The 18,739-nt window shown below is 63.1% G+C and carries 22 protein-coding genes and 1 pseudogene; 9 read left to right on the top strand and 14 right to left on the bottom strand.

Annotated features, from left to right (window positions below):
* Positions 1-116: 116 nt before the first annotated feature.
* Together SAMIE_RS11020 and SAMIE_RS11015 are read right to left on the bottom strand one after the other, a co-directional pair.
* Positions 117-746 (bottom strand): hypothetical protein, encoded by a 630-nt coding sequence (locus SAMIE_RS11020; protein WP_066699439.1) that lies wholly within the window; start codon positions 744-746, stop codon positions 117-119.
* A gap of 65 nt (positions 747-811) precedes the next feature.
* Positions 812-2,257, bottom strand: coding sequence for a sigma-54-dependent transcriptional regulator (locus SAMIE_RS11015; protein ID WP_066699441.1), 1,446 nt, complete (start codon positions 2,255-2,257; stop codon positions 812-814).
* Positions 2,258-2,410: 153 nt separating this feature from the next.
* On the opposite strand from SAMIE_RS11015, the gene SAMIE_RS11010 reads away from it, so the two are divergent.
* The 7 genes from SAMIE_RS11010 (at position 2,411) to ndk (ending at position 7,526) form a co-directional block, all read left to right on the top strand.
* Positions 2,411-2,533, top strand: a complete 123-nt coding sequence (locus tag SAMIE_RS11010; RefSeq protein ID WP_066699445.1) for an aa3-type cytochrome c oxidase subunit IV — start codon at positions 2,411-2,413, stop codon at positions 2,531-2,533.
* Positions 2,534-2,575: 42 nt separating this feature from the next.
* Complete coding sequence (locus SAMIE_RS11005) at positions 2,576-3,697, top strand: NAD(P) transhydrogenase subunit alpha (RefSeq protein WP_066699449.1); 1,122 nt, start codon at positions 2,576-2,578, stop codon at positions 3,695-3,697.
* A 29-nt stretch (positions 3,698-3,726) separates the two neighbouring features.
* Positions 3,727-4,491, top strand: coding sequence for a hypothetical protein (locus SAMIE_RS11000; protein WP_126516822.1), 765 nt, complete (start codon positions 3,727-3,729; stop codon positions 4,489-4,491).
* Positions 4,492-4,505: 14 nt separating this feature from the next.
* Positions 4,506-4,790, top strand: coding sequence for an NAD(P) transhydrogenase subunit alpha (locus SAMIE_RS10995; RefSeq protein ID WP_066699453.1), 285 nt, complete (start codon positions 4,506-4,508; stop codon positions 4,788-4,790).
* The gene (locus SAMIE_RS10990) at positions 4,790-6,211 is read left to right on the top strand and encodes an NAD(P)(+) transhydrogenase (Re/Si-specific) subunit beta (protein WP_066699456.1); all 1,422 of its coding nucleotides are present in this window, start codon (positions 4,790-4,792) and stop codon (positions 6,209-6,211) included. The genes SAMIE_RS10995 and SAMIE_RS10990 overlap by 1 nt, the downstream gene beginning before the upstream one ends.
* Before the next feature lie 81 nt (positions 6,212-6,292).
* On the top strand, positions 6,293-6,982 hold the full coding sequence (locus SAMIE_RS10985; protein WP_066699463.1) for an aspartate/glutamate racemase family protein: 690 nt from the start codon (positions 6,293-6,295) through the stop codon (positions 6,980-6,982).
* 121 nt (positions 6,983-7,103) lie between these two features.
* Entirely contained in the window at positions 7,104-7,526 is a 423-nt protein-coding gene (ndk, locus tag SAMIE_RS10980; protein ID WP_066699465.1) for a nucleoside-diphosphate kinase, read from the top strand.
* Between the two features lie 139 nt (positions 7,527-7,665).
* Here ndk and SAMIE_RS10975 read toward each other — a convergent pair whose 3' ends face one another.
* The 3 genes from SAMIE_RS10975 to SAMIE_RS10965 form a co-directional block, all read right to left on the bottom strand.
* Entirely contained in the window at positions 7,666-8,517 is an 852-nt protein-coding gene (locus SAMIE_RS10975) for a sulfite exporter TauE/SafE family protein (protein WP_066699506.1), read from the bottom strand.
* A gap of 67 nt (positions 8,518-8,584) precedes the next feature.
* Positions 8,585-9,214, bottom strand: coding sequence for a hypothetical protein (locus SAMIE_RS10970; RefSeq protein WP_066699467.1), 630 nt, complete (start codon positions 9,212-9,214; stop codon positions 8,585-8,587).
* A gap of 1 nt (position 9,215) precedes the next feature.
* The gene (locus SAMIE_RS10965) at positions 9,216-9,890 is read right to left on the bottom strand and encodes a glutathione S-transferase family protein (RefSeq protein ID WP_066699471.1); all 675 of its coding nucleotides are present in this window, start codon (positions 9,888-9,890) and stop codon (positions 9,216-9,218) included.
* Between the two features lie 42 nt (positions 9,891-9,932).
* On the opposite strand from SAMIE_RS10965, the gene SAMIE_RS10960 reads away from it, so the two are divergent.
* Positions 9,933-10,844, top strand: a complete 912-nt coding sequence (locus SAMIE_RS10960) for a Rossmann-like and DUF2520 domain-containing protein (protein ID WP_066699511.1) — start codon at positions 9,933-9,935, stop codon at positions 10,842-10,844.
* Positions 10,845-11,041: 197 nt separating this feature from the next.
* Here SAMIE_RS10960 and SAMIE_RS10955 read toward each other — a convergent pair whose 3' ends face one another.
* From SAMIE_RS10955 to SAMIE_RS10940, 4 genes and pseudogenes are all read right to left on the bottom strand, one after another.
* Positions 11,042-11,896 carry a sigma-70 family RNA polymerase sigma factor gene (locus SAMIE_RS10955; RefSeq protein ID WP_408641228.1) on the bottom strand — a complete coding sequence of 285 codons (855 nt, stop codon included), beginning with the start codon at positions 11,894-11,896 and terminating at the stop codon, positions 11,042-11,044.
* Positions 11,893-12,348 carry a carboxymuconolactone decarboxylase family protein gene (locus SAMIE_RS10950; protein WP_066699513.1) on the bottom strand — a complete coding sequence of 152 codons (456 nt, stop codon included), beginning with the start codon at positions 12,346-12,348 and terminating at the stop codon, positions 11,893-11,895. The genes SAMIE_RS10955 and SAMIE_RS10950 overlap by 4 nt, the downstream gene beginning before the upstream one ends.
* Positions 12,349-12,645: 297 nt before the next feature.
* Complete coding sequence (locus tag SAMIE_RS10945) at positions 12,646-13,362, bottom strand: hypothetical protein (protein ID WP_066704373.1); 717 nt, start codon at positions 13,360-13,362, stop codon at positions 12,646-12,648.
* 44 nt (positions 13,363-13,406) lie between these two features.
* A pseudogene (locus tag SAMIE_RS10940) lies at positions 13,407-14,164 on the bottom strand (IS5 family transposase).
* An 84-nt stretch (positions 14,165-14,248) separates the two neighbouring features.
* Here SAMIE_RS10940 and SAMIE_RS10935 point away from each other — a divergent pair.
* Positions 14,249-14,497: a hypothetical protein gene (locus tag SAMIE_RS10935; protein ID WP_066704297.1), complete on the top strand. Its 249-nt coding sequence runs from the start codon at positions 14,249-14,251 to the stop codon at positions 14,495-14,497.
* Here SAMIE_RS10935 and SAMIE_RS10930 read toward each other — a convergent pair.
* The 5 genes from SAMIE_RS10930 to SAMIE_RS10910 all read right to left on the bottom strand — a co-directional run bounded on the left by SAMIE_RS10930 (position 14,486) and on the right by SAMIE_RS10910 (position 18,706).
* Positions 14,486-15,292: an AlbA family DNA-binding domain-containing protein gene (locus SAMIE_RS10930; protein WP_066704294.1), complete on the bottom strand. Its 807-nt coding sequence runs from the start codon at positions 15,290-15,292 to the stop codon at positions 14,486-14,488. The genes SAMIE_RS10935 and SAMIE_RS10930 overlap by 12 nt on opposite strands.
* A gap of 44 nt (positions 15,293-15,336) precedes the next feature.
* Positions 15,337-17,037, bottom strand: a complete 1,701-nt coding sequence (locus SAMIE_RS10925) for a GmrSD restriction endonuclease domain-containing protein (protein WP_066704291.1) — start codon at positions 17,035-17,037, stop codon at positions 15,337-15,339.
* 22 nt (positions 17,038-17,059) lie between these two features.
* Positions 17,060-17,269, bottom strand: coding sequence for an LOG family protein (locus SAMIE_RS10920; protein WP_126516820.1), 210 nt, complete (start codon positions 17,267-17,269; stop codon positions 17,060-17,062).
* Positions 17,270-17,540: 271 nt separating this feature from the next.
* Positions 17,541-17,807, bottom strand: a complete 267-nt coding sequence (locus SAMIE_RS10915) for a zincin-like metallopeptidase domain-containing protein (protein ID WP_126516819.1) — start codon at positions 17,805-17,807, stop codon at positions 17,541-17,543.
* Complete coding sequence (locus SAMIE_RS10910; RefSeq protein WP_030538914.1) at positions 17,804-18,706, bottom strand: ArdC family protein; 903 nt, start codon at positions 18,704-18,706, stop codon at positions 17,804-17,806. Before SAMIE_RS10910 ends, SAMIE_RS10915 begins: the two co-directional genes overlap by 4 nt.
* Positions 18,707-18,739 lie beyond the last annotated feature (33 nt).

Raw genomic sequence — 18,739 nt, 5'->3', positions numbered from 1 at the left:
ACATGTCCCTGTCACCGCAAGCGCTCGCACGGCGAAGGCGACGCAACAAAATATCCCACTTCTGTTCCGAAATGTCGAAACTTGCGGGAAATATGCGAAGTTAAGCGTCCGCGATCCTATTGCGGCGCGGCGGCGTTGGCGGCCGGAGCCTCTTCCTGCGCTGCCGCCTTGGGCGCAAATACGCGCAGGCTGGTCAGCGTCCGGTCGGCGATGCCCTGATACTGCTCGCTCAGCATTTCGGGATAGACGAAGGTCGCGGTCACGATCCCGCCATCGGCCTGTTTCACCAGCCGCACCGCCACATTATTGCCTTCGCCGTCATTGGCGGTGCCGCGATATTCATTCTCGCCGATATAGTCGCCATCGACGCCCTCGGCCCCGTTGCTGATCGCCTCTACGATCTGCTGGAGCGTCTGGTCGCCGTCATTCTTCTGCCAGAAGACGCGGATATCCGCGCCCGCGCCGGGGTCCTGCGCGACGATGCCGTCCGCGCTGCTCGCGCCCTTGTCCCGTGTCCAGCCTTCGGGCAGCGTGATCGAAAAGCCCCGCTCCACATTGACATAGTTGCGGCTCTCGACCTCTTCCGCCGCGTCCTGCCTGCTGGCGACGGCGTTCGCGGCGGCCGCATTGGCGGCGGCGGCCAGCTCTTCCTGGCTCGGCATGTCGCCGACCGGCTCGGTCCGGCCGCACGCGGCCAGCAGCAGGAGGGCAGGGGCGATGGCGGCGGCGAAGGCGGCATGTTTCATGCCCCGTTCCAAAGCATAGCCGCCCGGATATTACAACGATGCTTGGTCCCGAAACGACAGCCCGTTCACGCCGCGCTGTCGATTCCGAGTTCAGCGAGCTTGCGGTAGAGCGTTGATCGCCCGATCCCCAGCCGCCGCGCGACCTCGGTCATGCGCCCGCGATAATGGCCGATGGCAAGGCGGATGACGTCCGCTTCGATATCTGCGAGCGCCCGCACATGGCCGTCCTGTTCGAACAGGGTCACGCCCGCGCCTTCGCGGTGGGAGGCAGGCGCAGGGCGGGGGTGAAGCTGGTGAATGTCGGCGCTCGCCCGCGCGCTGATCTGCGCGGCGATCTGCGGAAAATCCTGCGGCGTCAGCGCGTCGCCCTCGCACAGCACCGCCGCGCGGAACAGGGCGTTCTGCAACTGGCGCACATTGCCCGGCCAGCCATGCTGCATCAGCATCGCCAGCGCATCGTCGGTGAGGCCCAGGCTCCGCATCCCCGGCTGCGTCGCGATCCGCGCGAGCAGGTGTCGGCACAGCGCAGGCACATCGCCCATCCGCTCGCGCAGCGGCGGCACGGTCAGTTGCACGACGTTGAGGCGATAATAAAGATCCTCGCGGAACCGCCCCGCCTCGATCTCGTCCAGCAGCTTCCTGTTGGTCGCCGCGATCACGCGCACATCGACATGGATCGGACGCCGCGCGCCGATGGGCTGCACCTCGCCGTCCTGCAACACCCGCAGCAGCTTGACCTGCGCGTCGAGCGGCATCTCGCTCACTTCGTCGAGGAAGATGGTGCCCATGTCGGCGCTCGCGAACTTGCCCACATGCCGGTCGAACGCGCCGGTGAAGGCACCGCGCTCATGGCCGAACAGTTCCGATTCGACGAGGTTGGCGGGAATCGCGCCGCAATTGACCGTCACCATCGCCTGCTTGTGGCGCGGCGAGGCGGCATGGATCGCGCGCGCGATCACATCCTTGCCGACGCCGCTCTCGCCTTCGATCAGCACGGGCACGCGCGCCCGCGCCGCCTTGGCCGCGATGGCGAGCGCCGCGCGGAACTGGGGCGCAGCGCCCACCACATCCTCGAACGAAAGCGGGGCGGTGATCTTCTCCGTCAGCGGGCGCAGCTCGCCCGCCGATCCGTCCGCCAGCGTCGCGTTGAGCGCGGCGAGCAGCCGTTCGGGCGCGATCGGCTTGGCGAGATAGTCGGTCGCCCCCGCGCGCATCGCGTCCACCGCAACCGCGACATTATTGTGCGCGGTCAGCACCAGAATCGGCAGCGCCGGGCGGCGCTCGCGGATTTCACGGATCAGCCCCGCCGGTTCGTAATCGGGACTCCACTGGTCGAGCAGGATCGCGTCGAGCTGCATCCCGTCCTGCGTTCCCAGCGTCGCGATGGCGGTTTCTCCGTCCGCCGCGAAGATGGTGCGCCACCCCGCGCGCGTGGCGAGCGCCGACACGAGACGGCGTTGCGCCGGCTCGTCGTCGATCAGCATCAGTATCGGTACGCCGTCGCGCGTCATCCGGACCCCTCTTCAATGACAGGGGGCTTACCGTAGCGTCCGGGAGTAAAGGCGCGCTTAACCCACTCAAGATTTTCTTGCACCGCCTTGGGTTGAGGGTAAGGGATCTTGCCGATAAGGGTTTCGGGTCAACGATCGCACGAGGGGAAGCATATGGCGTCCAACGACATGAAGAGCGCGAACCAGACCTATGCCGGCTTCGTCGGGCTGGTGAAGTGGGGCACGATCGCCAGCGTGGCGGTGGCGACCGTGGTGGTGCTGCTGATCTCCAGCTAGGGCCGCGCGTCGAAAATTTTGCATAAGGGGGGTGCCGCGCTGATGAAGATAGCGGTGGTGAAGGAACAGGCAGCGGGCGAAAAGCGCGTCGCGGCCACGCCGGAAACGGTCAAGAAGTTCAAGGCGCTGGGCGCGGACGTGGCCGTGGAGGCCGGAGCAGGTCTGACGGCGTCGATTGCCGACGCCGATTATGCGGCGGCGGGCGCTGCCGTGGGGACACGTGCCGCGACGCTTGCCGGGGCGGACATCGTGCTCGGCATTCAGGGACCGGCGCCCGACAGCCTTGGCGGCGTTAAGCCGGGCGCATGGATCGTCGCGGGCCTCAATCCCTTCGGTGAGCGCGCCCGCGTCGACGCCTATGCGGCGGCGGGGCATGAAGCGCTGGCGATGGAATTCATGCCGCGCATCACCCGCGCGCAGTCGATGGACATCCTTTCCTCGCAGTCGAACCTTTCGGGTTACAAGGCGGTGCTCGACGCCGCGGCCGAATATGGCAAGGCCTTCCCGATGATGATGACGGCGGCGGGCACCGTCTCTGCGGCCAAGGCCTTCATCATGGGCGTGGGCGTCGCGGGCCTGCAGGCCATCGCCACTGCCCGTCGCCTCGGCGCTCAGGTCAGCGCGACCGACGTGCGCGCCGCGACGAAGGAACAGATCGAATCGCTCGGCGCCAAGGCCATCTTTGTGGAGAAGGTCGCCGGGATCGAGGGCGAAGGCACCGGCGGCTACGCCACCGAGATGTCGGACGAATATAAGGCCGCGCAGGCCGAACTCGTCTCCGCCCACATCGCCAAGCAGGACATCGTCATCACCACCGCGCTCATTCCGGGCCGTCCCGCGCCGCGCCTCATCACCGACGCGCAGATCGCGACGATGAAGCCGGGCAGCGTCATCGTCGACCTCGCGGTCGAGCAGGGCGGCAATGTCGAAGGCGCAGTGGCGGGCGAAGTGGTCGAGCGCCACGGCGTGAAGATCGTCGGCCACCGCAACGTGCCCTCGCGCCTCGCGACCGACGCTTCGGCCCTGTTCTCGCGCAACCTGTTCAATTTCCTCAGCGCCTTCTGGGACAAGGAAAAGAACGCGCCCGTGCTGGACGAGGAAATCGGCAACGCCATCCGCCTGACGCAGGGCGGCAAGGTCGTCAACGAACGGTTGCTGGGGTGAGGGGCTGCATCGTCCTGATCCTGCTCGGATTGGTCACGCTGATCGGCCCTAATCCTGCGTGGGCAGAAGCCCGTCCCACTCTGCTTACGGTCTGGAGGGTCCAACCTCCGACCGACTCTTCAACTACTGAGCGCAGCGTTAAAGACGGCGAAATCGTCCTCAAGCAGTCGCTGCTTCCGATGAGTTTGGCTACGCTGGATCAGTCTGTCGAAATTTCAGCGAACGGCTTGAGCGTTGAAGCAGGCTCTCAGTTGGTCCAGGCATTGACTCAACAAGGTCGAGCCTATTGCGCATTGGATACAGTTAGCCGCGCAAAGGCCTCGCTCTTCGTCAAGCCGATAAAGGGGCTCGCCATCTGCTTACTCGATAGCAACGAGGACGGCCGGTTTGATAGTGCTTTCGGAATGCCAGGTGGTACCGGGCTGCTGATGGTCGAAGGGACAATTCCAAAATCGGCTCTATCGGTTGATATTCCCTACACCCAGCGGCCCGTGGAGGAGATCAAAGGCGATTTCTTCGTTGCCTTGCGGTACGAGCAATATTTCAACATCTACGGTAATCGCATGTTCTTTCTGGACTATGGCGGTCGCGGTAAAACACAGTCTTTGACGAATTTTGTTAAATTCAATGCGAAGGGACCGTTCCCGCAATCGGTGGATGTATACGGAGCGCGGTTTACTATTCTGAACGCGGAAGCCGAAGGGGTAGCTCTACGTATCGATCAGCCTCTTCTCATGAAAACATTTGCTGTTCACAGCTATACGACCACAACGTTCATACCGATCAGATATTAGGGGGGGCTATCTGGATGGACTTCATCTCCATACTTTCGATTTTCGTGCTGGCGTGCTTCGTCGGCTATTATGTGGTGTGGTCGGTGACGCCCGCGCTGCACACGCCGCTGATGGCGGTCACCAACGCCATTTCGTCGGTCATCATCGTCGGCGCGCTGGTCGCTTCGGCGGAGGCCGGGAGCATCGCGGCGAAGGTGCTGGGCCTGCTCGCGGTCGTGCTGGCGTCGGTCAACATCTTCGGCGGCTTCGCCGTCACCGAACGCATGCTCGCCATGTACAAGAAGAAGGAGCGCAAGTGATGCACGAACTCGCGCCCGTCTCGCCCTTCGTCGCGCTCGCCTATCTGGTCGCGGGCGTCCTCTTCATCCTCGCGCTGCGCGGCCTGTCCAGCCCGGCGACCAGCCGCCGCGGCAACCGCATGGGCATGGTCGGCATGGGCATCGCCGTCGCCACCACGCTCTATACGCATGACGTGGTGAGCCTGCCCGAAATCGTCGGCGCCATTATCGTCGGCGGCGGCATCGGCTTCGTCATCGCACGCCGCATCGAAATGACCGCGATGCCGCAGCTCGTCGCGGCCTTCCACAGCCTCGTCGGCCTCGCCGCCGTGCTGGTGGGCGCGGCGGCCTATCTCAACCCCGGCGCGTTCGGCATTCTCGATCCGCTGACGGACGAGATCCACAACGCCAGCCGGATCGAAATGGGCCTTGGCGTCGCCATCGGCGCGATCACCTTCTCGGGATCGGTCATCGCCTTCCTCAAGCTCAACGGCAACATGTCGGGCAAGCCGATCATGCTGCCGGGCCGCCACCTCATCAACCTCGGCACGCTGGCCGCGATCCTGGGCCTCATCGCCTATTTCGTGACCGACCAGAGTCCCTGGATCTTCTGGACCGTGACGGCGCTGAGCTTCGTCATCGGCTTCCTGCTCATCATCCCCATCGGCGGCGCGGACATGCCGGTCGTCGTGTCGATGCTGAACAGCTATTCGGGCTGGGCCGCCGCCGCCATGGGCTTCACGCTCGGCAACAGCGCGATGATCATCACCGGCGCGCTGGTCGGCTCGTCGGGCGCGATCCTCAGCTACATCATGTGCAAGGCGATGAACCGCAGCTTCATCAGCGTCATCGCGGGTGGCTTCGGCGCGGAAACCGGCCCTTCGGGCGGCGGCGCGGCGGCGGTCGACCGCCCCTACAAGCGAGGCAGCGCGGAGGACGCGGCGTTCCTGATGAAGCAGGCCGACAGCGTCATCATCGTGCCCGGCTACGGCATGGCCGTCTCTCAGGCGCAGCACGCGCTGCGCGAAATGGGCGACCTGCTCAAGAAGGAAGGCGTCAGCGTCAAATACGCCATCCACCCGGTCGCGGGCCGCATGCCCGGCCACATGAACGTGCTGCTGGCCGAAGCCAACGTCCCCTATGACGAGGTGTTCGAGCTGGAGGACATCAACAGCGAATTCGGTCAGGCCGACGTCGCCTTCGTGATCGGCGCGAACGACGTGACCAACCCGGCGGCGAAGACCGACAAGACATCGCCCATCTACGGCATGCCGATCCTCGACGTCGCCAACGCCAAGTCGGTGCTGTTCGTGAAGCGCTCCATGGGCGGCGCGGGCTATGCCGGCGTCGACAACGAGGTCTTCTATATGGACAACACCATGATGCTGCTGGCCGACGCGAAGAAGATGGTCGAGGAAATCGTCAAGGGGCTTGCCCACTAACCGGGCCTTCCCCTAACCATCAACGGGACGGCGGGGCAGCGCTCCGCCGTCCCTTTTCATATCGGGGATTTGAGGAACATCATGCGCAAACTCGGCCTGATCGGCGGCCTTAGCTGGACCTCGACCGCGCGCTATTATCACATCATCAATCAGGCCGTGCACCGCGCGAAGGGCGGGCAGCACAGCGCGCCGCTGCTGATCGAAAGCCTCGACTTCGCACAGGTCGCAGGATGTGCGAGCGAGGACGACTGGGATTGCGCGGCGGGCCAGCTCATCGCCTCGGCCCGGCGGCTGGAGCAGGCGGGCGCGCAAAGCCTGCTCATCTGCGCCAATAGCATGCACCGCGTCTACGATCAGGTGCAGGCGGAAGTCGGCGTCCCCATCATCCACATCGCCGAAGTCGTCGGCGCGCGGATGCAGGCGGACGGGATCGAGCGCGCCGCGCTCATCGGCACCCGCAACGTCATGACGGAGAAATTCTACCGCCAGCGTCTCGTCGCCCACGGCGTCTCGCTCCTTCCCGCCGACATGGACCTTGCCGAGCGCATCGACCGCATCGTCTACGACGAACTCACTGTGGGGAAGGTCAGCAAGGAATCGGAGCGCTTCATGAAGTCGGAACTCACCGACATCGCCAAGCAGGACGTGCAGGCGGTGGTGTTGGCCTGCACCGAACTGGAACTGATCGTCGACGTGAAGGCGAACGTGCTTCCGATCTACGACTGCACCCATATCCATGCGAAGGCGGGGGTCGACTTCATCCTGGGGTGAAGGGGGGATAGCCGCTCTGCCGTCGGGCGCGCGCCACTGCCCGCGACGCCCCCTCTTGCGGCCCGGCGATCCCACGTCTAAAGGGCGCGCAACTTTCCAACAATCCGGAGTATTGAGGGCCATGGCCGTCACGCGCACCTTTTCGATCATCAAGCCCGACGCCACGCGCCGCAACCTGACCGGGGCGGTCACCAAGAAGCTGGAAGAAGCGGGCCTGCGCGTCGTCGCGTCGAAGCGCATCCGCATGAGCCGCGAGCAGGCCGAAGGCTTTTATGCCGTGCACAAGGAGCGCCCCTTCTTCGCCGATCTCGTCGCCTTCATGATCTCCGGCCCGGTCGTGGTGCAGGTGCTGGAAGGCGAAGACGCCGTAAAGCGCAACCGCGACATCATGGGCGCGACCAACCCCGCCAATGCCGACGAAGGCACGATCCGCAGGGACTATGCGGAATCGATCGAGGCCAATTCGGTCCACGGTTCCGACAGTGAGGAAAATGCGGCGATCGAGATCGCCTATTTCTTCAAGCCCGAAGAAATCGTCGGCTGATCCCTGCGATCGCCGCCTGACAGGTGAAAGGCCCGGCCGCCAGAAAAGAGCGCTTCCGCCCTCGGCGAAAGCGCTCTTTTCTTTTTTGAGGTCGCATTTTCCGAGTCGTTGACCGTGAACGGTCAACCTGAAAATGCTTTCAGAGCGCGCCGGGCTTTTTCGTCGGCAGGGCGGGCTGAGCGGTGTGAACGCGCGGCGCTTCGGCCGCGCGGGCCTTGACGAACAACTGCCAGGACGACACGGCCAGAACGGCGGCGAGCAGAGGCTGGAGCAGCCGGTCGGGCGCGCGCGACGAGAGGTAGCTGCCGACGATCACGCCGGGGATCGAACCGATCAGCAGGTTCGTCAGCAGCGTGCCGTCGACGTCGCCCATCAGCCAGTGGCCGGTGCCCGCGATCAGGGCCAGCGGCACCGCATGGGCGATGTCCGACCCGACGATCCGCGACACCTGAAGCCGGGGATAGAGCGTCAGCAGCACGGTGACGCCGATGGCCCCAGCGCCCACCGACGAAACCGTCACCGCCGCGCCCAGAAAGGCGCCGAGCAACGTGGTGCTGACGAAGATGCCCGTTCGTGACTTGGGCGGATCGACGACGTCGCGGTGACGGAACAGCCAGCTTCGCGCCAACACGCCCACGGCGGTAAGGGCCAGCAGGGAGGCGAGCGTGGTCAGGATGATCTTTTCGGTGGACTGGCCCACTTCTCCCACTTGCGAGAGCAGGAACAGCGTGACCAGCGCGGCGGGCACGCTGCCCAGCATCATGCGCCGCACGATGGCCCAGTCCACGCTTTCGCGCGATCCATGGACGGCGGACCCGGCGATCTTCGTGATGGCGGCGAAAAGCAGATCGGTGCCGACCGCCGTCTTGGCCGAATAGCCAAAGAAGAGGACGAGCAGCGGCGTCATCAGCGATCCGCCGCCCACGCCGGTGAGGCCCACGAGCAGGCCGACGAGCAGCCCCGCAACGGCGTGTAAGAAGTCTATGGTCATGAATGCCACATCGTCCATCGGACGGCGCGCCACAAAGCGCTTTTAGGTTTCAGGGGGCAAAGCAGGGCTAGGGCCGTTTCGCTGTCAGCCGCGCCCAGCGCGCATCGACCGCCACCTGCGCTCCCGTCGCGGAAAGCCCTTCGACGCGGGCGACGCCGCGCAACGTCAGGCTGTGCCCCGCGATCCAGCCGCCCTTGATGCCATAGCCGATGTCGTAGAGCGCGACGCTCTCATGGGTGTCGCCGCCCGCGGTGAAGCGGGTCGCGATGGCGACCGGCAGCCGCTCGTCGCCGACACTCTCGTCGGGCAGCTTCGCCCTGGCGCGCGCCTTCTTGAGCGCCCCGTCGAACCACCCCGCCTCGATCCGGGCGTCGCCGCTTGTGTCGACGGGCGCAAGGGCGAGGGCGGCGGGGAATCGGATCGTCTGGCTCTGGATGATCTGCGCCGGATCGCTGGCGGCGAGCGCGATGCGGTCGTCCCCGACCGAGGCGGCGCGCAGGACCAGCTTCGCGGCGCGGGCCGAAGCCTTGCGGCTCTCGCCCGCTTTTTCCGCGCGTTCCTCACGCTTGTCCGCCCAGTTGAGATAGAGGGTGACGGCCGAAATCACGACCGCGAGCACCGCGACGCTTTCGCCCAGCGTGATCCAGCGGCGGCGGATCGCGGCGGCCTCCTTCGTCTCGGGCGCGGTATCGCTCATGTCAGGCGATCTGGGGCGGGATTTCGAAGCGGTCGATCACCCAGTCTTCCGCCTGCGCGCCGCCGATCCATTCCTGCATCCACGGATGCGCGATGATAGCGCGCATATAGGCTTCGGCGAAGCGGGCGACGGGAAGCTGATAGGTGATGAAGCGGGTGACGACCGGCGCGAACATCAGGTCCGCGGCGGAAAAGTCCCCGAAAAGATACTCGCCGTCGCCGCCGTGACGCGCGCGCGCCTGCGCCCAGAGCTGCATGATGCGGGCGATGTCCTGCGCCACGGCGTCGGAGGGCGGGACAGCGTCGAAGATGCGGCGGATGTTCATGCTGTGCTCGCGCCGGAGCGCGGCGAAGCTGGAATGCATTTCGGCGGCCATGGAACGGGCCATGGCGCGCGCGGCGGGATCGGCGGGCCAGAACAGGTCGCCGTCCGTTTTGTCATTCAGATATTCGACGATGGCGAGGCTGTCCCACACGACGATGTCGTCGCCGTCCCACAGGATCGGCACCTTGCCCGAAGACGGCGCGAACTCGTCGCCCTCGCGCCGCTTCTCCCACGCCTCGTCATAGAGGGGAACGGTGACTTCCTCGAACGGAAGGCCCGACAGCTTGCACGCCAGCCAGCCCCGCAGCGACCAGCTCGAATAGGCCTTGTTGCCGATAAAGAGTTTCATCATGGGGTGGAGATTAAAGCGCGGCGGCAAGAAGTCGAGAGCGGCATGTCGGATTTCGGAGCGGATTTTTGGACCGGACGCCGGATCGGCGTGGTGGGAACGGGGCGCGTTGCGCGCGCGGTGGCGCTGGCGTTGCGCGATCCGGCGAGTGCGCCGGTGAAGATATGGGGCCGCGATCCTGCGCGGCGGGACGCGGCGGCGGCGATGACCGGCGGGCAGGGGGCGGAGAGTCCGGCGGTGCTCTGCGCGCAATGCGACATCGTCGCGCTGGCGGTGGCGGACGATGCTCTGGAAACGGTGGTGGCCGATCTGACGGGCGCGGTGCGGCCCGGCACTTTCATCTTTCATGTGAGCGGACGGAGCGGCGCGGCGGTGCTTGACCCGCTGGCGTATCGGGGTGCGCTGACAGCGGCGATCCATCCGGCGATGACCTTCACGGGGGACACGTCCACCGAAGTCGCGCGGATGGCGGGCGCGTGCTTCGCCGTGACGGCTGCGAATGACGAAGCGATGGCTTTGGCGCAGGCGCTGGTGCGGCGGCTGGGCGGAGTGCCGGTTGCGGTGGCGGAGGCGCATCGGACGCTTTATCATGCCGCTCTGTCCCACGCCGCCAACCATCTGGTGACGCTGATCGCCGGGGCGCGGGCCGCGCTGGAAGCGGCGGGAGTGGAGGAGCCGGGCGCGCTGCTCGCTCCGCTGACGCGGGCGGCGCTCGACAACAGTCTCGACCGGGGGATGGCGGCGCTGTCCGGCCCGCTGCTGCGCGGCGACGCCGGGACGGTGGCGGATCATCTGGCGGCGCTGGAAAGAGACTGCCCCGAAATGCTGCCAGCCTATCGTGCGATGGCGCGCGCGACGATCGATGCGCTGGAGCGGCGGGGCGGACCCGTTTCGCCCGCTATCGCGGCGCTGCTGGATACGCCGGATAGGGGCGGTGCATCGGGTGTCGAAGGATAGGCGATTGTTTTTCAAAAGATTTGGGGAACGGAGCCGCAGATTCGTCGTTGTTTCTCAGAACAGGAGAGAAACATGCTGGACTATGGCCATCGGGCGATTGCGCCCCGGAGCATCCACGGAATCCTGATCGGCATGATGATCGCCGTCCCGGTGTGGGTCGCGATCTTTCTGCTCATCGGCATCATCTGAACCCGGAGTCAGTGGGGCGCGCCCTCCACATGCCGGAGCTTGTCGGGATTGCGCATCACATAGATTGCCTTCACCCGGCCATCCTCGATCAGCAGCGCCGTCGTCTGCAAGATTCCGTCCGCCTCTTTCGTGACAAAGCCGGGCAGGCCATTCACGAATGCCCGTCTGACCAGTTCGGGCATACCGCGCCGCAGCCGGGAAATGGCTGACAGACCGCGCATGACCTCGACCGCGCCGTCCAGAATACGGCCAGCTGCAGGGCGCCTGCCGCCGCCGTCTGAATAGAAGCGGACATCGTCCGCGAGCAGCGCGCTCAGTCTGGCTGCATCGCCATCCCGCGACGCTTCGTAAAAAGCCGATGCGATCGCCAGCCCGCGGTCGCGGTCCACCGGAAAGCGCGTCCGCTCGCTGCGCACATGTTCCCTCGCGCGGGCGGCGAGCTGACGGCATGCGGCGGCGTCCCTGCCAATGGATCGCGCGACATCGTCGAACGTCTCTGCGAACACATCGTGCAGCAGAAATGCCGCGCGCTCGAGCGGAGAAAGGCGTTCGAGCGCGAGCATCAGGGGAAGCGTGACATCCTCCGTAGGCTCCGCCTCCACGACCGGTTCAGGAAGCCACGGCCCGACATAGTCTTCGCGCCGCACCCGCGCGGATTTGAGATGGTCGAGGCACAGCCGCGTCACCATGCGGCGGAGAAACGCGGCGGGGACGCGCACCGCTTCCCTGTCCGCCCCGGCCCAGCGGATGAAGGCTTCCTGAAGCACATCCTCCGCATCGGCCATCGACCCGAGCATGCGATAGGCGACGCGCAGCAAAGTGGCTCGCTGCGCGTCGAAGGCCGCGGCGCTTTCGTCCGTCACTCGGCCCAGCCCAGCGCCGGATCGTAGAGATGGAAGCCGACCGCCAGCCGGTTCCAGCCATTGATGACGTTGATCGCCAGCGTCAGTTGCACCTGTTCTTCCGGGCTGAACTCCGCCTCGAGCGCGGCGAAGACATGGTCGGGCGCGCGTTTGGTGGCGACCTGCGTCAGATGCTCGGTCCAGCCCAGAGCGGCCCGCTCGCGCGGGGTGTAGCAGGGGGCTTCTTCCCACGCGGCGACCAGATGGATGCGCTGCTCCGCCTCGCCTGCCTTGCTCGCATCGGACGTGTGGATGTTGAGGCAGTTGGCGCAGGCGTTGATCTGGGACGAGCGGATCTTGACCAGTTCCAGAAGGCTCTTCTCAAGGCCGCATTTCTCCACCTGCATGGACAGGTCATACCAGGCTTTGAAGAGGGGGCCGCCAGCGGAATAGATGTTGGTGCGGTCGTTCATGGTTCGGTTCCTTTCATCGTGGTGGATACCGCCATGACGACGCAGCATTCGTCTGTGTGACATGCCCGCGTCATTTTGTCGAAAATAGGGGTTGGGGAGAATCGCGCATCGGCGAAATGCCGGCGGCAGGGTCCGCACGTCGATGGCCAATCTTCCCTGCCGCGCCATCGGGCGCTCTGAAAAGCCGGGCATTCGGGAAGGAATGGAGCCGAGCCGGAATCGAAATAAGGCGATATTGCCACGTATACTCAACTAATTAACACTATTCGCGATATGAATGTGCCCCCAACGAGGCCCCTATTCGTTCGGTACTAGGGCGCCATATTCCAGTTCGTCGAGGCGAGAGGCGGCCCGGCGAATATATCCAAGCAAGTCTCTGTCATTGTCGCTTGCTTCCCAAACGGCCAGGCTCATCTGTAGCAGACTATGGAAATGATCGAATTTGGGGGCATCTGCCTCCCACATTCCCGTTAATGCGGAGCATACATCCTTCGCTTGCTGGTAAGTGGCAATCGTTGTTTCTGGATCGTTGTAAATGCGATTGAACGTAGCGCCGCGCGTACTGCCCAACTTTAAATGCAGGGTTCTCTTGCCATTGAGCAGCTTAGTAATCTCAACGCGCGAATTTTCGCGAGCGTTCTTGTAGGACCGCAACGTTGCCGCTGCTTCCTTGCGAGACTGCCCAGCGAGATGCAAGTAATAGAAAATCGGAAGTGTGTAACCCTGCTCGTGACTTACCTGTTTGAAATATGACAGTGGCTGCTCGACGGGTGTGCGGTTGATGAAATTTCGCAGGATGGCGTCCACGGTCACTTCCTCACGCACCGTCCTTACTGGAGACAATATTTCAGCAGGGACGGTCTGGGCATCGCCGATGACGCGAAGCGTCGGTGCGCCATCCACCTCATTGAACTCGCCTTCCCGGATGAACTTGATCTGCTCCAGCGATTTCGGATCGATCAATATCGACCGCTGCCCACCTTCCAACTGGCCATCAGCCAGATTGGCAACCATGGCATCCTGCGGGCCAAGCTCTAGGCGGCGTGGACAAATTTGAGTCAGCATCTGGCGGTGGCGAGATGGACCATGCCGAGGAAGCTGTTGGCCAGTTGGTCATAGCGCGTGGCGATGGCGCGGTTGATCTTGAGATGGCCGAACATGCGCTCGATGCGGTTGCGCTGTCGGTAGAGCGTCAGGTCGTAGTCGATCTTCACGCGGCGGTTTGATCGACCGGGAATGACGGCGTCAATGTTCCGCGCGGTTAGGTCGGCGCGGATCGCGTCTGCATCATAGCCTTTGTCTGCAAGGAAGGCATCGGGCACCCGCTCAGGCAGGTCGATCAGAGCATCATACGCCCGACAATCTGCCGCTTCGCCGCCCGTTAGCAGGAAGGCGAGCGGTCGTCCGAGGGCATCGGCCAGGCAGTGAAGCTTACTGGTGAACCCGCCCCGCGAGCGGCCAAGAGCGCGTCGATGAGTCCCCCTTTTCCGCCCGCTGCCGAGACGTGGGCGCGGACTGTAGTGCTGTCGATGCTATAGTAACCGCTGTCCGCCATGATCTCGGCCAGCGTTACAGCGACGGTCTCCCAGACCCCGGCCTCGCTCCATCGCCGGAAGCGGCGATAGATGGTGTTTCAACTTCCGTATTTTGGCGGCACGTCGCGCCACGGTGCACCGCAACGGAGTCGCCATAGGATGCCGTTGATGATCGAGCGGTTCTGCCCTGGTCGCCTGCCTCGCCCGCGATTTTCAGGCTCTATGGGCAACAGGCCTTTCAGAACGCACCATTCCGCTTCGGTGAGATCGCCCCTGCTCAAGCCTGCCTCCAAAAAGCAGCCTTGAATCAATCAACAGCGTTCGCGTCAATTGCGTCCTTGTCAAATAGGCGGCAAATATACTCCATGGCAAAGGCAATACCCACGAGATTTAGCGTCCTTCCCGAAAATGAAGCTGCTGCCATCGCGCACCTCGAAGCGCGCGGCTATTCCCCGGCGGCCATCAAAACGGATGATGGTGGGTTGAGTGTATTGATTTTCAGTCCGCTTCCTGACGACCAGATGTTTGGGCTGGTCCAAGCCTTGCCGGTGCATCTGAGCGCCAAGATCGGCATCGTTATGGGTGATCAACCGCCGTTCGCTTCAAAGCTCTGACCTGAATTTGTCCACGTCGCCTAGCAGGCGCTGAACCATAGGCATGATTGATTCGCGGCTCTGCCTGTCACGTTCATCAAGGATCGCACGAAGATCGGCGTAGCAGATTGGCCGGGTTTCGCCGGGATAGCGATAGTAGATGAACCCTTCGATCAGTTCGTTTTCAGTCTTGCCTGCGATCACCGGCTTGGAGTTGTGCGCCTCAACGTGGATCACGCCCACGATCAGTTCATCGAGTTTCAACGTTGCGACACGGAAGCGGGGTGTCGGCTCTAGCGCAGCGCGGATAGTCTGGCTGAACTTATTCTGGTCAGTATCGGTGAAACGATCATCCTTGAGGCCGCAGACGGAAAAGCCGTCCGGCTTGTCCTTCACCCCAAAAAAAAGATAGCCGCCGCGATGGTTGGCGAACCCGGCGATGGTTTTCAGCGGTTTGCCAAAGCCCTTGAGATTGAAATTCTCCTTGCACTCGAACTCGTCAGATTCACCCGCTATGCATCGCCAGATATCGTCGCTGCCTTTGGCGAAAAAGGACCGGAGAACCGCTTCGCAAATCGGGTCGGCAGGCTTTGCGGGAACCGGCGCGGCGACAAACACCGGGGAAACGACAGCCGATGGCGTGAAGCTCGCCATGAACGCCTTCGCCTCGTCCTCGCTGGCGGCGGCGATTTCCGGTCCATAGCTGCGGTCTCGAATGCCGGTGATCCGGCCAGAATTCACCGCCCGATCCTGCCGATTGAAGTAGAACTGGATATCCTTGTTCTTCATCCCCATGCGGAGCATGGCTTTGATCAAACTGATTTCCTCATCTGTGATCGAGCGTTTTGGCAAAGATAGACCTACTCGTCCGTCACACCTAGAAACTCATTAACTGCCTTCGCCAGCAGCACCCGCCGCGCTTCAAGGAAGGCACGATAGCTCCCGACTTCGAGCAACTCAGGTTCTGATGGGATACCTTGCAGCGCGAGTAAACCCGGCCCCTGCTTGGTCAGAAAGTCGGCGAGATAAATCGACGGAGCCTTGTCGCTGATCTTGCGATTGGTGCGTCCGCCAATGAAAGTCAGATTGGCGACATCATCTGCATCGCGTGACGAAAAGCCGTTTTTGGTAAGCAGCGCCTTGGGAAAGAAATGGTGAAATTGAAGCCGATGCTGTGAACCCGAATGATCCAGCGAGATTTGCAGATTCGAGGTCCAGTCTTTCGCGCCAAGCGCCCTAAAGGTAAGGAACATCGTCTTGAAGAGCGAACTGCGCTGATCGCGCCCCTCGAGGTCTTCGGGCGTGATGTTGAGCCTACCGAATTGCAGCCGAACCCGATCGATGAGTGCGTCGGCTGAGCCGCCCTTTGATATGATGCCCAAATCCTGATCGAGAATGGTCTCACTGGAACCGCGTGAAAACCTCCCCTTTGCGTTGGCCAACAATGCCCATTGCCGCAAGCGGTCGGATTCTTCAGGAGACAATGCATATCCCTTGGCGTGTCCGAAATAGGCGACCACGATCATCAGGAACGGCGAGGAGAGCAGCGCTGGGCCATCGATGCCGACATTGCTCTTGAGGAAGTTGATGGCGAACCGCATTCCCTCGGTTGCCTCCTTCCAGCCAGTCTGGAGCACATCGAGCGATAGCCGTCCCGCTGTCAGAAACCGTGATTGCCCAGTTGCGAAGGCAATCAGTGTTTTCAGATGGATGCCAAGGTCCAGATCGAAGCCCAGCTTGGCGCATTCGGTCTGGAACTTTTGGAAAATCTCGAGGCTGTGCCGCCACCGTGCCGTGATCTGCGCCAGCGCCAAATCGGAGCTGCGCAGCTTCGCACCCAGCGAGTTCACGCGCACGAAAATTTCGGTGACTTCCTCATAGGTCAACGACCGTTCGAGGACATCCATGCGATAGACATATTTGCGGATACGGCGAAGCTGGGCGAGCCGCTTGCTATATTTCTCATATCGCGGATCATCGAAGCCAGTGACGCCTGCGCTTTTCAAGAAGCTCGTATCGCTGTCACTCTTGAACACCTCCGACACTTTCACCCATTGGGCCAGTGCGGCGAGTTTGTTGGTGGCTACAACGAAGGTCATCCGCTCAAACCGCCTTTGGAGATCGTCCTCAGTCGAATCCACCTCGTCCGTCTCGGTTGCCTCTTCGTCGGCGTCCTCATCGACTTCCGTGATAACTTCCTGCCGTTCGGGGTGTTCGAGGTTGAACAGCAATTCGATCGGCTTCACCCGTCCGCGAACTTTTACCGGCTCACCCCGGATGATGGCAGACAGGGAAGTCAGGCGCTGTTGGCCATCCAGCAGCAGGCGCGTCGTGGCATAGGAGTTTTCCGCCTGGCTAATCGCCATATCTTGAAGCGGAACGGCCTCGTCGGTCTCCCACAACAGGATCGCTCCCGATGGATAACCGCGATAAAGCGAGTCCATCAGATCGCGAACGCGCGGAGACCGCCAGACATATTGCCTTTGCATCTCTGGCAACCGAAGTTCTCCACGCTCAACCATGCCCACGAGTTCTTCGACTGATGCTTCCGCCTTTGCCACGTAACCCCCTGCTTCCGTCCCGCTATTCGGGAACGACTTCTGCCCCAATGGCCAGTAAATGAAAATTGGAGGCCGATGGCAAGGTGAAGATCGGCAAGCCCAATGCTTTCGCCTTATGCGCCAAGGCTTCGGCCTTTCTGCCCGGCGAAGCGTGAGCGATCAGGATGCTTTCACATAAAGTTAGGATGTAGCGGTTGCGCTGCTCTGCCGTGCGGGCGGTGGTCTGGCCCATGGTGTCCGGAAGGGCGAAACGATAAGCGTGCGACCGTCTTTCTCGGCACTGCGAAGCGCGGCGGAGAGGCGCGCATTCTCGACCGGCTCAACCGGGACGTTCGGGTGAAGATTTCCGTCGCGCCGCGTGCGGGTGGAAAGCGGGCTTCGATATCAACGCTTGCTGCCTGAAACCAATTAGCCGCGATCGAAGGGAGCGGCCCGCGCATGGGGTCGGTGGGTGGGACAAGCGAAGGGGCCGCCCCTTCTTGGGGCGGCCTCATCAAAATAATCTACGCTGCTTTCTCGATCGCTTCTGTGGCCGCCAGTTGGTGCAGATAAGCAACGGCGCGTTCGGCATGGGCGGCGGCTAGGACAATGGCGCGGGTGTCGTTTTGCAGCACCTTGATCCAGCTTGCGATATAGCTGGCATGATCAGGGCGCGGCTCAATACAAAGCCCCAGATCGGCGGCCAGGAAGGCAGCGCCTAGTTCCGCGATATATCCTGACAGTCCAGCCCTAATGTGACTTCCACCGCAAATTTTCGGGGCGCGGATCATGCGGCCATCTCCTCAGGCTGGGGCTGCTGGGCGTGCATCCAGTCGGCGGCCGCCTGCGCCTTGCTGGCGGCGGTGAAGATGGCACGAGGGTCGTCTTTGAGTGCGCGCAACCACGATGCTACGTAGGCGGCATGATCGGCCCGCGGATGGTGAGCGATCCCGAGGTCGGCGAGCACGAACGATGCGGTCAGTTCAGCGCAAATTTCCTCGATCGCCAAGCTGTCGCGCTTGAAACGTTCGGCAAAGTTGCGGTCGAGCCGGTGCTTTGCCCCTGTGGCGTGGGCCGCCTCATGCAAAAGCGTGCCCATCTGTGCTGATGCATCCCGAAACGAGGCAAAGGTCGGCATGAAGATGTGATCGAGGTCGATCCGGTAGTGCGCATCGTAGGCGCCCTCGGTGACCGGGATCTTGAGGGCCGCGACGAAAGCTTCGGCGTGCCCGAACCGCTCGCCCTCGGGTAGAACTGCGACAGGTGAGGGTTCATAGCCCTCGACCTGGGCGAGGTTGAACACGGTGAAGGCCCGCGCGAACATGCGGCCGGGTCCGGCTTCGCCATCGTCATGATCATCATCGGTGCGCGATGCGGCCTGTTTCCAGAACACAACCGTCGTTCCGCGTTCACCTTTGCGGACCTGTGCGCCAAGCGATGCCCACTGGCGATAGGTCCCCCAAAGACCGCTGGAATAGGCAGCCGCTTCGGCTGCGATCCAGAGCGCGAGCACGTTGACGCCGCGATAGCGGCGGCGGGAGGTGACGTTCTGCGGCCTGGTGGTGGCAGCGCCATCATGGTGCCAGGGCATACGCCAATCGCCGGCACCGGCTTCGATGGCACATACAATCTCGGTAGTAATGCGCGAATAGACGTCGGCTCGCGGCGTAGCAGGGTAGGATCGGGACATGGCAGGTCTCCACGACGGGCGGAGGGAAACTGT

The organism is Sphingobium amiense (assembly GCF_003967075.1).
GTDB classification, from domain to species: domain Bacteria; phylum Pseudomonadota; class Alphaproteobacteria; order Sphingomonadales; family Sphingomonadaceae; genus Sphingobium; species Sphingobium amiense.
This window is presented reverse-complemented; position numbering and strand designations above follow the sequence as displayed.

Excerpts from the sequence above, each read along its gene's own strand:
- SAMIE_RS11020 (WP_066699439.1), bottom strand. The coding sequence starts at position 746 with ATGAAACATGCCGCCTTCGCCGCCGCCATCGCCCCTGCCCTCCTGCTG.
- SAMIE_RS11015 (WP_066699441.1), bottom strand. The coding sequence starts at position 2,257 with ATGACGCGCGACGGCGTACCGATACTGATGCTGATCGACGACGAGCCG.
- SAMIE_RS11010 (WP_066699445.1), top strand. The coding sequence starts at position 2,411 with ATGGCGTCCAACGACATGAAGAGCGCGAACCAGACCTATGCCGGCTTC.
- SAMIE_RS11005 (WP_066699449.1), top strand. The coding sequence starts at position 2,576 with ATGAAGATAGCGGTGGTGAAGGAACAGGCAGCGGGCGAAAAGCGCGTC.
- SAMIE_RS10995 (WP_066699453.1), top strand. The coding sequence starts at position 4,506 with ATGGACTTCATCTCCATACTTTCGATTTTCGTGCTGGCGTGCTTCGTC.
- SAMIE_RS10990 (WP_066699456.1), top strand. The coding sequence starts at position 4,790 with ATGCACGAACTCGCGCCCGTCTCGCCCTTCGTCGCGCTCGCCTATCTG.
- SAMIE_RS10985 (WP_066699463.1), top strand. The coding sequence starts at position 6,293 with ATGCGCAAACTCGGCCTGATCGGCGGCCTTAGCTGGACCTCGACCGCG.
- ndk (WP_066699465.1), top strand. The coding sequence starts at position 7,104 with ATGGCCGTCACGCGCACCTTTTCGATCATCAAGCCCGACGCCACGCGC.
- SAMIE_RS10975 (WP_066699506.1), bottom strand. The coding sequence starts at position 8,517 with ATGACCATAGACTTCTTACACGCCGTTGCGGGGCTGCTCGTCGGCCTG.
- SAMIE_RS10970 (WP_066699467.1), bottom strand. The coding sequence starts at position 9,214 with ATGAGCGATACCGCGCCCGAGACGAAGGAGGCCGCCGCGATCCGCCGC.
- SAMIE_RS10965 (WP_066699471.1), bottom strand. The coding sequence starts at position 9,890 with ATGATGAAACTCTTTATCGGCAACAAGGCCTATTCGAGCTGGTCGCTG.
- SAMIE_RS10960 (WP_066699511.1), top strand. The coding sequence starts at position 9,933 with ATGTCGGATTTCGGAGCGGATTTTTGGACCGGACGCCGGATCGGCGTG.
- SAMIE_RS10950 (WP_066699513.1), bottom strand. The coding sequence starts at position 12,348 with ATGAACGACCGCACCAACATCTATTCCGCTGGCGGCCCCCTCTTCAAA.
- SAMIE_RS10945 (WP_066704373.1), bottom strand. The coding sequence starts at position 13,362 with ATGGTTGCCAATCTGGCTGATGGCCAGTTGGAAGGTGGGCAGCGGTCG.
- SAMIE_RS10935 (WP_066704297.1), top strand. The coding sequence starts at position 14,249 with ATGGCAAAGGCAATACCCACGAGATTTAGCGTCCTTCCCGAAAATGAA.
- SAMIE_RS10920 (WP_126516820.1), bottom strand. The coding sequence starts at position 17,269 with ATGGGCCAGACCACCGCCCGCACGGCAGAGCAGCGCAACCGCTACATC.
- SAMIE_RS10915 (WP_126516819.1), bottom strand. The coding sequence starts at position 17,807 with ATGATCCGCGCCCCGAAAATTTGCGGTGGAAGTCACATTAGGGCTGGA.
- SAMIE_RS10910 (WP_030538914.1), bottom strand. The coding sequence starts at position 18,706 with ATGTCCCGATCCTACCCTGCTACGCCGCGAGCCGACGTCTATTCGCGC.